General features: G+C 45.2%; 13 protein-coding genes. 11 read left to right on the top strand and 2 right to left on the bottom strand.

The genetic code is table 11. From position 1 onward, the window contains the following. Positions 1-80: 80 nt before the first annotated feature. Positions 81-356, top strand: a complete 276-nt coding sequence (locus NYE54_RS23820) for an aminopeptidase (protein ID WP_339266668.1) — start codon at positions 81-83, stop codon at positions 354-356. Positions 357-371: 15 nt separating this feature from the next. Here the strand turns inward: NYE54_RS23820 and NYE54_RS23815 are convergent, their stop codons facing one another. Then, the gene (locus tag NYE54_RS23815) at positions 372-1238 is read right to left on the bottom strand and encodes an alpha/beta hydrolase (RefSeq protein WP_339266666.1); all 867 of its coding nucleotides are present in this window, start codon (positions 1236-1238) and stop codon (positions 372-374) included. Between the two features lie 224 nt (positions 1239-1462). Between NYE54_RS23815 and NYE54_RS23810 the strand changes: the two genes are divergently transcribed. From NYE54_RS23810 to NYE54_RS23765, 10 genes are all read left to right on the top strand, one after another. Next, positions 1463-3145: a PucR family transcriptional regulator ligand-binding domain-containing protein gene (locus NYE54_RS23810; protein ID WP_339266664.1), complete on the top strand. Its 1683-nt coding sequence runs from the start codon at positions 1463-1465 to the stop codon at positions 3143-3145. 171 nt (positions 3146-3316) lie between these two features. Then, positions 3317-4549, top strand: a complete 1233-nt coding sequence (gene allC, locus NYE54_RS23805) for an allantoate deiminase (protein ID WP_339266662.1) — start codon at positions 3317-3319, stop codon at positions 4547-4549. 54 nt (positions 4550-4603) lie between these two features. Beyond that, complete coding sequence (locus NYE54_RS23800; RefSeq protein WP_339266660.1) at positions 4604-5848, top strand: MFS transporter; 1245 nt, start codon at positions 4604-4606, stop codon at positions 5846-5848. A gap of 56 nt (positions 5849-5904) precedes the next feature. Then, complete coding sequence (gene allE / locus NYE54_RS23795) at positions 5905-6669, top strand: (S)-ureidoglycine aminohydrolase (protein WP_339266659.1); 765 nt, start codon at positions 5905-5907, stop codon at positions 6667-6669. A gap of 42 nt (positions 6670-6711) precedes the next feature. Continuing rightward, positions 6712-7761, top strand: coding sequence for an ureidoglycolate dehydrogenase (gene allD, locus NYE54_RS23790; RefSeq protein WP_339266657.1), 1050 nt, complete (start codon positions 6712-6714; stop codon positions 7759-7761). Between the two features lie 42 nt (positions 7762-7803). Continuing rightward, complete coding sequence (gene fdrA, locus NYE54_RS23785; RefSeq protein ID WP_339266656.1) at positions 7804-9546, top strand: acyl-CoA synthetase FdrA; 1743 nt, start codon at positions 7804-7806, stop codon at positions 9544-9546. 43 nt (positions 9547-9589) lie between these two features. Next, positions 9590-10855 carry a DUF1116 domain-containing protein gene (locus NYE54_RS23780; protein WP_339266654.1) on the top strand — a complete coding sequence of 422 codons (1266 nt, stop codon included), beginning with the start codon at positions 9590-9592 and terminating at the stop codon, positions 10853-10855. 34 nt (positions 10856-10889) lie between these two features. Next, positions 10890-11813: a DUF2877 domain-containing protein gene (locus NYE54_RS23775; RefSeq protein ID WP_339266652.1), complete on the top strand. Its 924-nt coding sequence runs from the start codon at positions 10890-10892 to the stop codon at positions 11811-11813. Then, positions 11795-12754 (top strand): carbamate kinase, encoded by a 960-nt coding sequence (arcC, locus tag NYE54_RS23770; protein WP_339266650.1) that lies wholly within the window; start codon positions 11795-11797, stop codon positions 12752-12754. The genes NYE54_RS23775 and arcC overlap by 19 nt, the downstream gene beginning before the upstream one ends. Before the next feature lie 378 nt (positions 12755-13132). Further along, a complete protein-coding gene (locus NYE54_RS23765) occupies positions 13133-13918 on the top strand; it encodes a hypothetical protein (RefSeq protein WP_339266648.1) in 786 nt (261 codons plus the stop codon). A 211-nt stretch (positions 13919-14129) separates the two neighbouring features. Here NYE54_RS23765 and NYE54_RS23760 read toward each other — a convergent pair whose 3' ends face one another. Continuing rightward, positions 14130-14480, bottom strand: coding sequence for a hypothetical protein (locus NYE54_RS23760; protein WP_339266646.1), 351 nt, complete (start codon positions 14478-14480; stop codon positions 14130-14132). Positions 14481-14638: the final 158 nt, after the last annotated feature.

The raw sequence follows: 14638 nt of genomic DNA, 5'->3' as shown, positions 1-14638 counted from the left end.
GTTTGAGCCCATCTTGAAAAAGATGGGTTTTTTATGATATCAGACTCTCATTCCGCATTGTGGCATCACTGAAGCAGCAATTGGAAAATTATGCGGAGCTAGCCCTCAAGGTAGGTGTGAATGTACAGCCAGGCCAGACGGTTGTGGTGATGGGACCGATCGCAGCAGCCGACCTGATCCGGTTGATTACTCTGCATGTTTACAAGGCAGGCGCCCATAATGTTCATGTGGAATACAATGATGATCAGCTGTCCAAGATTAAATACCTGCATGCACCGGAAGAAGTAGGCGGGAAGTTATCAACTTTTTTGTGCGTAGAAAGTACGTCGATTGACGTTTTTCTAATCATTCCATAGTTTAAAGCTCCATTATTAAACTAAATGACGCCGCAAAAACTCCAGAACCTGCGCAAATGCCCGCTGAACATTTTCTTTTTCCAGCTGCATGTCAAATAAGTGGTCCTCACCTGGAAGGGTCAGAAGCGTATGCTCAACTCCCGCACTTTGCAACCGCCGCGCCATACCGATAGATTGTTCACAAGGCACATCCTGATCATCCTCCCCATGCAGCAGCATAGTAGGCGGAAAAGAATCGTCCACAACTTGTGCCGGACAAAGCAAGTCCAGCTCCTCCTTATCCTGAACAAGGTCCAACCCCGTAACCTCCTGAGTCCAGATTCCCTGTTGACGATAATATAAATAGAGACCAAATCTTTGCTGAATGGAGCTTTCAGCAAGCGTCCGCCTTGTGATCAACTGATCTGCCAGTTCTTTAGGCACCGTAGGTTTTTGCAGATAGAACGGGCTAGGACTCGAAGACCAGTTGGCTTGAATATCCCCATAGCCATAAAAAGACACAACCGCTTGCAAAGTTGGCTCCCTGGATCCGGCGAGCAGAGCAAGGTATCCACCTGCGGAACTCCCTACGACGGCTATAGCGGATGGCTGAAAGCCAAGCTCGATGAATGCTTGTTCTCGTAGCCAGCGAAGAGCATCCTGAATATCTTCAATAATAGCTGGAAGCCGCGTTTCAGGGGCTAGTCGATAATCAATGGACAGAACGTGCAGACCAGCCTGATTGTACTGCTCCACCTGTTCTTGCAAAATATCTTTTCTTGAACCAAATATTAATCCGCCTCCATGAATATAGACAATCACAGCGGAACTAGTCTGACAAGCACTGTAAAAGTCTCCAAGCAAATCAACACCTTCAACTGTTTTATAACAAATCGTTCTCATCAGTTATTCCCCCTATTTTTGACTTCATTTTCTACATTGTTTATCCTTTATACATAGATATAAAGGAGCTGATCCGCGCGCATCAATTTCAAAGGCAACTCATCGGGCATGAGTGTAAGCGAATACACCCATTTACGAATACACCATTATGCTATACTCCACCCTTACTCCGACGCAATACAATTAAGAAGACGTCAGACTTGCAATCATAAGGAGTTAAAGATATGGAATTCAGAGTAGAACATGTATTGAAGATGGCTCGACTGCAGCATGCAAAAGTGCTAGGGGGCAGCAAAGGGCTTACGAATATAATAAAAGGCATCACAATTATGGAAGCACCCGACATCGCAGATTGGCTGAAAGGCGGAGAGATGCTGCTGACCAGTCTATATCCGATCCTCAATTATACAGAAGCAGAGCAGCGCGAATTTATCTTCCGCTTGGCTGACAAAAGCGTCAGCGCCATATTGATCAAAAACCACCGTTTTGTTAAGAAGATTCCCGAGGCAATCATAGAAATAGGCGAACAGACGGGGCTGCCAATTATCCAAATCCCACAGGACATCCCTTATGTAGATGTGCTCTATCCGGTTATGGAAGAACTGTTTAATAACCAGGTAATGAAGCTCAAATATTTTAAAGAGGTGCATGATCGCTTCACTACACTCTCCTTAACAGATAGCGGTATGGAACCAATAATCACTACATTGGAACAATTAATCGGAAACCCTGTTGCCATCTATGACCGAAATTTTGTCTGTATGACTCATACTTCCTTGTACACGATTCCCACACACCAACAGGAGCATATTGTAGAACGCGAGAAAATATTCGAAACCAAATTTCCTTATTATTGGATAACTACGCAAGTTACCGAACCGGAGTTGAAATCGCTCCACCATGTAGTCGTGCCTATACGTACAGTAAACCGTATTAAGGTGCATCTCGTTATCACCGAAATCCATAAACAATTAGAAGAATTAGATTTCATTGCAATAGAGAATGCCGCTACTGCTCTGTCTCTAGAACTGGTCAAGCAATTTGCTGTGGCGGAAGTCGAGCGGAAATATAAAAATGATATCATTGATGATCTGCTTTCAGGTAAAGGTCAGATGTCGGAGACGGTGTATCAACGAGCTAACCTGATCGGCTGGGATTTAGATCGATCATATGCCGTGCTTTTGTTTCATGTGAAAGAAGAGTTCATCTCGTTCAACCAACAAGAAATGTTTAAACCTAAAAACTTGCGCAGACTGCAGAGTAAAACGTTTACTTACTTACACGAAGCAATTGACGCTCATTTTGCAGATGCTATTACGCGTAGCCGAAGCGATACCATCATTCTGCTACTGCCTGTTGATTCGCAGGAAGGGAAAGAGAAAATCTGGTTGCCAGCAGTTAAAGACAAAATCCGCGGGATTCAAGACAACATCCGCACGAAAACGAAAGATATTGTAATACAGGTCGGCATCGGCAATGTGGTAGCAACTGTCATGGATATTTCGAGAAGCCATCAAGAGGCGCAAGAAGCCCTGAACCTCGGTGGTACGCTCTACGGTAGCGAATCGATTACCGCCTTCGCCGAGCTTGGTTTATTCCGCCTGCTCTGTCAGTATCCAGATCCTGCCGTACTGACCTCGTTTATTCCCGCTTCTTTAAACAGGCTTGTTCAAAGCAAAAGTGCCATCAAAAAAGATTTGCTGCATACGCTTGAGGTCTTTTTGCAGCATAACCAAAATGCTGCCAAAGCAGCTCAGGATTTGTTTGTCCATTACAAAACGGTCATGTACCGACTGGAACGGATCAAAGAAATTAGCGACATGGATTTCGATAATTCTGAAGAGATGCTGGAAACCCGGGTTGGTCTAAAAATTCTGAATTTAATAAATAACGAAGAAGAACACTAAAAATTTTAACTAAAAAGACCCTGTTTTTAGCCAAGGTGGATAAAGAAGCTGTTAATCTTTTATCCACCTCTGTTAATGACGCCCATATCGGTAAGCGCTTACAATTAAGGTGTAAGAAAGTTAATCAGCACTTTTGAAGCACTTTTATCATCGCAGAAAGGAACGGTAAGTATGGGAGAACAAAGTAAAGATATCATGCAGATGTTAGAATGGCTCGGATATTTCGGAAATGATCCTGAAGGAGGTATTACCAGACTTCTCTATTCCAAAGAATGGCTCAACGCTCAGAAAGCTCTGGAAGATTGGATGAACAAAGAAGGCTTCCATGCTCACTTTGATGAGGTGGGCAACCTGTTTGGAGGTCTACAAGGAACGAAGTATCCAGATGAAACGATTATGACCGGTTCTCACGTGGATACAGTAAGCAATGGCGGTTTATACGATGGACAATACGGTATTGTCGCAGGTCTGCTTGCGGTTAAATATTTACAAGAGACCTATGGTCAGCCGTTGCGCAATCTTCAGGTTGTATCGATGGCTGAAGAAGAAGGCAGCCGTTTCCCATATACATTCTGGGGGTCAAAAAACATCGTAGGCACAGCAGAACGTAAAGAAGTAGAGAGCATTGTTGATTTTGATGGCGTAGCTTTCGTGGATGCGATGAGAGAATGCAACTTTAATTTCCGCCAGGAATCTAGAGAACTTCGCAAAGACCTGAAAGCGTTTGTAGAAATCCATATCGAGCAAGGCAGTGTTCTGGAAACAGAGCAAAAACCCGTTGGTGTAGTCCACAGCATTGTAGGCCAGCGCAGATTTACCGTAGAAGTGATAGGTGAGGCTAACCATGCAGGTACGACTCCGATGAGTTACCGCAAAGATGCTGTCCAAGCTGCAAGTGCTATGATCTTTGACGTCATAAGCCGAGCGGACAAACACGGAGATCCGTTAGTGGCAACGATCGGCAAAATCGAAGTGAAGCCAAATGTAGTTAACGTCGTTCCAGGATACGCCTTATTCACGATGGACATTCGTCATACCGAGAAAGACGCACTTGTTCAATTTACGGAAGAAATTACGAATTCCCTAAAGAACATTGCAGAAGAACGGAAAGTAGAACTGAAAATCGATATGTGGATGGATGCAAATCCGGTTCCTATGGATAAACATGTCGTAGAAGTCATTGAACGCGAGTGCCGGGAACAAGGCTTGAATTATAAACTGATGCATAGTGGGGCAGGGCATGATGCCCAGATTCTGGCTCCTTTTGTACCATCGGCCATGATCTTTGTACCAAGCAGGCAAGGAATTAGCCACAATCCGGCTGAATATACCGAGCCTCATGATTTAGCCGAAGGTGTGAAGGTTCTGATCGGAACTTTGTATAATCTGGCATACAAAGAATAAACGACGTCTTGGCAAAAAACTTGCCTACAACCTTATTATAAGGAGCAGAAAAAGATGAAGGTACAAACCCCTACTACACCTAAACAAGGTGGACTTGAATATTGGAAAAAGGTCGTCATTTTATTTTGCCTTGGTTGGACTGTCATCTGGATATACAGAACAATACTGAATCCGATTTTACCGGAAATCAAGATACAGCTTGGCGTTGAATCGGATGCCAGCATGGGTCTGATCTCTAGTTTGTTTTTTCTGGCATACACTTCAATGCAGATTCCATCCGGCTTTATGGCTGATAAATTCGGAAGAAAAATAATGCTGATCCCGGGTTTCCTTATCTTTGCTTTCGGAGTTTTTACCGTCGGAATCGCACCGTCTCTGATTTTCCTCCTGGTAGGCAGCTTCCTGGCAGGACTTGGACAAGGAACGTACTACGGACCTGCTTATTCGATCTCATCGTCCACAATCCCGGCCGAGAAGCGGGGCTTCTCTACCGCTATTATCAACAGCGGTTCAGCACTCGGAATGGCTATCGGATATATCGGTTCCTCTTACTTGGTGAAAGGGCTAGGTTGGGACTGGAGACCGCTGCTCGTTGTCACAACTGTCCTGATTGTTATTATGGCGATCGCCTTTGCCAAAGTCATTAAGGAAAAACCGGCATCGAATAACGTTGCAGCTAACAAGGGAAAAGATGCAGATGATAAAGCAACGATGAAGACGCTCTTTGGCGATATCCGAATGATCTCGGCTTACGTGATTTACTTTGCAATATGTTACGGGTATTACATGATTGTGACTTGGCTGCCAAGTTACCTGCAAATGGAGCGCGGATTCCAAGGTGCTGCTATCGGTTTTGCCTCAGCTCTGGTTGCTTTTGCATCTGTGCCAGGTGCGCTGTTGTTCAGTCGGTTATCCGACAAGTTCAAGAACAAGAAGATTATGGTTGTCATTATTTTGCAAGTGATTGCCGCAGTTACCTTGTATCTAACAGTGGCTATTCAAAGTAATGAACTGCTGATGTTGTTCCTGATTATGTACGGTTTCTTCGGTAAACTGGCTGTTGACCCGATCATGATCTCCTACGTAGCAGATATTGCCCCTAAGCAAGGGTATAGTACAACATTCGGCGTATTTAACTTCTTCGGAATGATGTCCTCGGTCATCGCTCCGTTCGTAACTGGCTTGATTTCAGACGCTACAGGCAGTAAGGTTTTGGGCTTTTACCTAGCTATCGGCATCATTATTGTAGGTACTGTATTCCTGTTCTTCGCAAATTTAAGGAAGCGCCCTGCGCTGTAAAAGAACAATAGCATTTATTTCACACACAAACTTAAGAGAAAAAGGAGATACACACAATGGGTTATCCAACTGATCTGCTGTCCAGCCGTTCTATCATTAAACATGGCAAATATGCCTTAATCACTCCGGAAGGCCTGGTTAATAACGTAGTACCGGGCTTTGACAACTGCACGATATCGATTCTGGCATCCCCAAAACTTGGAGCAAGCTTTGTCGATTATATGGTTACCATGCACAAAGGCGGCGCAAATACAGATGGTTTTGGCGGACAAGAACAGATCGAAACTTTCGTTTATGTGCTGGAAGGTGAAGTCGAGGCATCTGCTGCTGACAAGTCGTATAGGCTGACAAGCGGTGGATACCTGTACTGTCCGCCAGGAACGAAGATGTATCTGAACAACTTGGTAGACGGCGACAGCAAACTGTTCCTGTACAAACAAAAGCATAAACCGTTAAAAGACTTGAAACCATGGGTCGTATCCGGGCATTCAGGCAACATTCCTGAAGAAGATTATGACGGAATGACAAATATGAGAATTCAGGATTTACTTCCGAAAGATCTTGCTTTCGATATGAATTTTCACATATTAACCTTCGATCCGGGCGCATGTCATCCATTCATCGAAACGCATGTACAAGAACATGGAGCTTACCTGCTGTCTGGTGAAGGACTGTACAATCTGGATAACAAGTGGATTCCGGTAAAACAAGGCGACTATATCTTCATGGGTCCATATGTACAACAAGCTTGCTATGCAGTTGGTCGCGAGAAACTGGCTTATGTTTACTCTAAAGATTGCAATCGGGATGCGGATCTCTAAACTCGTGCCATGTAGAAAATCGAATGAACAGAGGTGTTAGCATTGAAAATATTCAGACAACAGTTACACGAGTTAATCACAACAAAGCTGCACATGGCGGGTTTAACAGAAGAACATGCCGCCGGTGTAGCGGATGTTCTGGTCCATGCCGACATAAGGGGCATTCATTCTCACGGCGCTATGCGAGTGGAATACTATGCGGAACGAATCGCTAAAGGCGGATTAAATACAAATCCCGAGTTTAAATTTAACAAAACGGGTCCCAGCACAGCGATATTTGATGGGGACAATGGAGTAGGTCATGTCGCTGCCAAACTAGCTATGGATGAGGCCATCGAGATGGCGAGAGAACACGGGATAGCAGCTGTTGGCGTCAGAAGAATCGGACACAGCGGAGCCCTATCCTATTTTGTACGGCAAGCAGCCAAATCCGGAATGATCGGTATTTCGATGTGTCAATCCGATCCGATGGTCGTACCCTTCGGCGGCTCAGAACCTTATTACGGGACGAATCCGATTGCATTTGCCGCTCCTAGCCAGGATGGACGGATCATGACGCTGGACATGGCGACGACGATACAAGCTTGGGGCAAAATCCTTCATGCCAGATCAAGACACGAGTCGATCCCGGATTCATGGGCAGTCGATAAAGAAGGCCATTCGACGACAGATCCTTTTAAAGTCAATGCCTTACTCCCAATTGCCGGTCCAAAGGGATACGGTCTGATGATGATGGTGGATGTGCTCTCAGGTATTCTGCTCGGCCTGCCATTTGGGAATAAAGTTTCATCGATGTACCATGATCTAACCGAATACCGAAATCTTGGTCAGTTTCATCTTGTCATTAACCCCGCATTTTTTACGGACCCTGACATGTTTAAACAACATATTTCGAATACCATGGACGATTTGAATCAGATCAAACCGGCGCCTGGCTTTGAGCAAGTGCTGTTCCCCGGACAAAATAATGATCTGATTCAAGAACAATACGAGAAAAACGGGATTGAAATGGTAGACGATATTTATGAATACCTGATATCAGACGTCGTTCATAGAAATCAGTATGACAACAAAGATCCATTTGCCAAGTAACTTCACCAATTGTCTATTCTGACTGAAGAGGAGCTTGTACTTATGTTATATTCCATCATTAAAGAAAATTCCTATCAAGATTCAGTTAACCTCATGCTCTTAACAAACAAAATTTCCACGCTGGACGGAGTAGAGCAAGCCTCTATTATGATGGGGACGCCTGCGAATAAAGATATTTTCCATAATACCGCCATGTATACGGATGAACTCGATAAAGCGGGCCCTAATGATATGTGTATCGTAATCAAGACCGATAGTCAAGAACACGTATCCGAGGTGTTAGATACTATTGAAGCGGAACTGAAAAATCAGGCGGTAAGCAGTAACAAGCAGGAATTCCAATCCGTACGGACTTGGGACAAAGCGCTGCAAGCGCTCCCGAATGCCAATCTAGCTCTTATTTCTGTCCCTGGCCAATACGCAGCGGAAGAAGCGGAACAAGCACTTGACCGTGGGTTGCACGCTTTTATCTTTAGCGATAACGTTGACGTCCAGGACGAACTGCGTCTGAAACAGAAAGCGCATGACAAAGGCTTGCTGGTCATGGGTCCAGATTGCGGAACCGGAATTGTATCCGGTGTTCCGGTAGCCTTTGCCAACGTAGTACAACAAGGCAACATTGGCGTTATCGGTGCTTCAGGCACAGGCATTCAAGAAGTTACCACCCTCATTGACCGGTTGGGCAGCGGCGTGAGCCAGGCAATCGGGACAGGCGGACGCGATCTGTCTGAACCGATTGGAGCGATTACGATGCTGGATGCGATTCAAGGACTAGAGCATCACAAAGCTACTGAAGTGATCGTCGTTATTTCCAAACCGCCTGCCATCGAAGTACGGAATCAGGTCGTTCGACTGTTACATCGTATATCAAAACCGGTAGTCGCTATCTTCGTCGGCGAAGAGCCAGAAACACATGAAGGCACGGTACATTATGCCTATACGCTGGAAGAGACTGCCATGATAGCCGTGGATTTGTCTAAAGGCAGAGAAGTTAGGGCGAACTACAATAAACTGAACGTTGAGGTTCCACAGACGAAGCTGGCACCGGAGCAGACAACGATTAAAGGTCTGTATTCCGGTGGTACACTCGCTTACGAAGCTGCGGTTCTTATTTCCAAAGGCTTGGAACTGGGACAGTTGATTCATGAAGATGGATACATGTTAAAAGCTAAAGGTCATGAAGTGATTGATCTGGGAGATGACAAATATACACAAGGTAAACCACACCCGATGATTGATCCAGAAACGAGAATCCATTACATCGAGCAGGCAGCCCAGGATAAATCCACAGCGATTATTATGCTGGATGTCGTTCTAGGGTACGGTTCACATGAAGATATGGCTGGCGCACTTTTGCCTGTCATTGAGAAAACACAGAGTGAAGCTGCAGCACAAGGCAAAAGCTTATATTTCGTAGCAGCGGTGTGTGGCACCGAACAAGACCCGCAAAATTATCAAGAGCAAAAGGCCAAACTTGAACGAGCAGGCGTTATTGTTAAAGACAGTAACAATCAGGCTGTGCGAACCGCTCTGGCGATGATGGGCATCCAGCTTCAGGATAAGGATAAATCATTCATTCCTGCAGTGCAGACCGAACAAGGAAACATCAACGTATCTGAATCCATTGTTAAACTGCTGAGCGGAAAGCCAGAAGTTGTGAATGTGGGGCTTAAGAAATTTGTAAATGCAGTAACCAGCCACGGCGGAAATGCCGTTCACTTTGACTGGCGCCCGATAGCTGGAGGCAATGAGAAGATGCGGAAAATTCTGAGCTTACTCAAATAAATTAAAGTTTGAACAACCTCTTAAATAAAAGGAGATATGCAGCATGTATGGACCATATCAAACGATCGATGAAGCCAATCAGGCAGTCATTCAAAAAATTGTAGCCGGTGCCCCTTTCTTGGTGGACGTCGTTCCTGCCAAATCAGTAGTGGACCAATTAAATGGACAGGTGCTTCTGCATGCTGGTCCACCCATTTCATTCGCCAACATGACAGGCCCCATGCAGGGCGCTTGTATCGGGGCGGTCTTGTTTGAAGGTTGGGCAGCCAACGAAGAACAAGCGATGAAGATGTTGGAGCAAGGAGGGGTAACCTTCATTCCGTGCCATCATGTCAAAGCTGTGGGGCCTATGGGCGGAATCACCTCCGCTAACATGCCGCTGCTAGTGGTAGAAAATCAGACGGATGGTAACCGCGCATTCTGCACCATGAATGAAGGGATCGGGAAAGTGCTGCGCTTCGGAGCCTATTCCGAAGAGGTCATTCAGCGTCTGCAATGGATGAGAGATGTGCTGGGCCCTATCCTTTCTAAAGCTCTACGCCAGACTGAGCAAGGTCTGAATATTAATGTGATGATCGCGAAGGCAATCACAATGGGTGACGAATTCCATCAGCGGAATATCGCAGCTTCTCTCGTATTTCTAAAAGAAATAAGTTCTTATATTTTACAAACCGATGCAACCGAAACAGACAAATTGGCTGTAGTGAAATTTCTGGCTGATACCGATCAGTTCTTCCTGAATGTTGCTATGGCAACCTCTAAAGCGGTACTTGATGCTGCAAGAATGATTGAGCACGGTACTGTCGTAACGGCGATGTCGAGAAATGGCCAAAACTTCGGAATCCGAATCAGCGGCATGGGAGACGAATGGTTTACTGCTCCAGTTAATACGCCGCAAGGTTTATTCTTCACCGGTTATTCCCAAGACATGGCGAATCCTGATATCGGTGATAGCGCCATTACGGAGGCATTCGGTGTAGGAGGCATGGCCATGGTGGCTGCTCCAGGTGTGACCCGCTTCGTAGGTGCGGGCGGTTTTGACGATGCACTGGCAACCAGCAGCGAAATGGCTGAAATTTGTATTGGCCATAACCCTAACTTTACGATTCCAACTTGGAACTTCCAGGGAATCTGTCTCGGTATTGATGCAAGAAAAGTCGTTGAAACAGGCATCACACCGGTAATTAATACCGGGATTGCCCACAAAGAGCCAGGAGTTGGTCAAATCGGGGCAGGTACAGTTCGCGCACCTCTAGCTTGTTTTGAAAAAGCGCTTGAAGCGTATGCCCAAAAACTGGGTCTAATCTAAACAACACGAAGGAACAGAGGAGAGTGGCAGTCGCATGAAATATTTAATCCAAGTAGATGGAGTATGCAGCGCAGCTGTTCTCCCTCTCCTTCATGGCGGTAAACCTGGATGTGTGCATAGTATATTTCACAATGGATGGAATATCCGGATGGGAGATGGGCTTATTTTTATAGGCACCACAAAGAACGGGCAGCTTCCTTTCGGCATCCATCTGGAAGACAAACAAGTGCCAAAGCTCATTTCTATGCTCCAACAAGATGAAGAAGATCAGATGATTCATTATGACACCGATACATCGTCTCTTCTCTTCTCTTCCTTCTGTATTAAATTAGATCCTCAGGCAACTTATCAATCTGGGATAGGACCGAGAACGGAGCAGCCGGAATCGCTGCTTCATCTTTTGAATGCGTTTGCAACCGAGCTGCTTATCCATAATCAGCCGACAGGCATAGGGATTTCGATAGATCATTTCATTGAATGTTTCATTAACGAAGCACATGCAACTTGTTCGGTTAGTGAACAAAAAATGATGCAGCTAATAAATACTGTACGAGCCGGGAACTTGTCACAGATAGATGAAATACTCAGATATTGGATTGGACGCGGAAAAGGCCTAACCCCTGCCGGAGATGACATACTGGCGGGAATGCTCGCGGTGGATGCAACAGCAGGGATATTCACGGATACGTTCCGTTTACAATTATCTGAACTGGTGGAGAAAGAAACACTAACTACCGATATCAGCCGGGAATATCTAAAGTACGCGCTGAAGCGAAACTTCAGTTCAGCAGTGACAGGTGTCATGAATGCTCTTCTGCAACGAGATGCAGACAGCTTGATTAAGCGGACCAGGGAATTACTGCTTGTAGGACACAGCTCAGGCCTGGATACAGCATTCGGCATACTGATCGGTATGCTGATTATTAGGAGGAATTCAAATTGGCACAAAAAGTTGTGATTGCTCTTGGCGGCAATGCTATTTTACAACCTAAACAACAGGCAACCTATGAGAATCAAATAGCAAATATCCAGAAAAGCTGTGAAGTGATCGCCCGCATTGTAAGGCAAGGTTATGAAGTCATTATTACGCATGGGAACGGTCCTCAAGTAGGGAATATATTGCGTCAGCAGGACGAAGCCAGAGAAGTGGTTCCGCCGTTTCCGCTGCATGTGTGCAGTGCGGAATCCCAAGGCTTTATCGGGTACATGATGGACCAATGCATGAAAAATGAACTGCAAAAACTGGGACTAAATCAGGCTGTTACAAGCATCCTGACACAAACGGAAGTATCTTTGAAAGATCCTGCATTTTTAAACCCAACTAAACCTATTGGTGTGTTCTACAGTGAAGAAGAGGCCAAACGTCTTGCAGAAGACAAAGGCTGGGTTGTCAAAGAAGATGCAGGCAGAGGCTGGCGTCGCGTTGTTCCATCTCCAATGCCTCAATCCATTGTTGGCGCTGATGTAATCAAGTCCTTGGCTAGTCAGGGAGCCATTGTCATTGCCGCAGGTGGAGGAGGTATTCCTGTATCCCGGCAACCAGACGGGACCCTTGTCGGTGTGGAAGCCGTCATCGATAAAGATCGCAGCGGATATCAGCTGGCCCAGGATGTGCAGGCGGATATCTTTATGATTCTGACCGATGTTCACAATGTATATGTGAACTACGGAAAGCCGAATCAAAAATCACTGGAAACGATATCTCTGGAAGAAGCCAAGCGATATGCGGATGAGGGTCAGTTTAGTGTCGGAAGTATGGGCCCTAAGATGGAATCAGCCATAGGCTTTGCAGAAAAGGGCGGCATTGCTATCATTTGTTCCCTGGATCAGGCTGACCTCGCTCTGGAAGGAGGAGCGGGTACCCGCATCGTCCAGGATAATCTGCTGCGCTGTATGTAATGAAGGATTGATAAACCAACACTTTTTCCGCAGGATACAAGGTTAGAATCAACATAGGAGCTTGCTACCATTACCAGTGAATGCAACTCCAGTTTCTTCGAAGCAGGAGAAATTGGCATTGGCAACACAAATAATAAGAGTGTTTTGGGAACTTTGATGAGATTAGAAATCTATGCAAAAATCAATAAACGATTTCGAGGTTGGAATGAGAACAAATGTTCCAGGAAATGATTGACATATTATTAGATCAAATATATACTATTATCAAATCGAAAGAAGTGCGGGAGAAGCACCTCGCAGGACAGGCTATGAAGCCTTTCTTGTGGGGTGCTTTTTGCGCTTCCTTTGAGGATGATATGGATAAGGGAGATGATTGTATTGCTGCAACGAAGAAGAACTAAATGGTATTTAAACGCTTTAGCCGTCCTAGTCATGTGTTTTCTTTTTGTCGCTAGACCAGCTTATGCAGAGGCTTCAAATACAGGGTGGGATGCTGCATTAACAACAATTGATCAGTTGCATGACAGCCTTACCTCATTGGAATTAGCCAATAAACAGGATAAGCAGCAAATACAGGTGCTGCGCAAACAAAACAATGACAAACTTAAAGAAATTAATTCGAAAGTACAGCTCATTGACAAGGTAAAGCTCGACAAGTTAAAGACAGAAGCAGACCAGACTCAGAAAAAATACGCTCCTATGCTTGCGGAATATACTGATCTCGGCAAGAAAGCGACGGAAGCAAGGAAACGCAAAGATCGAAAGTCCGCTCTTCTGTATGATCTCAAGCGAAACCGTATAAAGGGTGCTGTTAATACGGCGCGACAGGAGATCAAATTGAAAAAGGATGCTCTAACAGCTGCGAAGAAGCAGGCTACCGCAAAAGCCAAAATCGTCAAAGATGCTTTATCACCGGTGCAAACGCTAAAGAAACAAATCACAGCCGAGAACAAAAAAATAACAGACTTCAATAAAAATAAAAATGAAGTGAATAAACGTTATAAAGCAGCTGTCAAGGAGGGAGATGCTGTGAGGGCTGCTGCAGAATTGAAACGGATCGTTGATGATGCTAACCAGATTCATGCTTTACAGAAGAAGATATTTGAATGGGAGGGGAATATTAGGAGTGCAATTCATGCTGCAGATGCCAAGCTATCGAAATAAGTGTTTATTTCGAATAATACGGATGTACCCAGCTTCCAAATGATGAACGGAAGCTCGTTAATTCACTTGTTGTAACTAAGCGGTGACAGCGAATATCTTTACGCACTCTGAATAAGCCAATCTCATTACCCAAGAGCAAAGAGCCCGTGCAAGACAAAGGCTCTTTGCTGTAAAGCACTAGTCGAAGAAGAAATCCGACAGGCTGCGCCATTTACCGGATCGTTTGATCTCTTCCAAAAGCACGGTTGCGCCAGCAATATATTGCCTCGAAAATCCCGAATACGCCGACGACTGCGGCGACCAGAATAACCGCCCAAATGCCGAAAACGGTCATCGTCACTGTAGTTCCTATATCCGCCAGTAGAAGCGCACTGCCGACGACCCAGAGGAAGTCGAGCACTGTAATAACAAGCACGGCCGCTGGAGAAACAATGCTCCTGGATGCGGTCCATACGAGAAATGCGACGAATACGAGCAGGAAAACACCAGTTGATACCAAGCCGGTTCTACTGTCTAATCCAGTCCATTCAGCAACATACCCGGGAAATAATAACAATAGCAACCCGCATGCTCCGGACGAAACGGAATTTATCACCAGAACTTTGCGAATGAAAGTTTCTCCTGTAGGCGTTATAGCTCCATTTGGATATTGTAGCATGGAGGGCTCTGACACAACAATATGATAAAGCTATGGATATACTCAGTTGACCTTGCAACCGG

The organism is Paenibacillus sp. FSL K6-1330, from assembly GCF_037976825.1.
Lineage (GTDB): Bacteria > Bacillota > Bacilli > Paenibacillales > Paenibacillaceae > Paenibacillus_AQ.
This window is presented reverse-complemented; position numbering and strand designations above follow the sequence as displayed.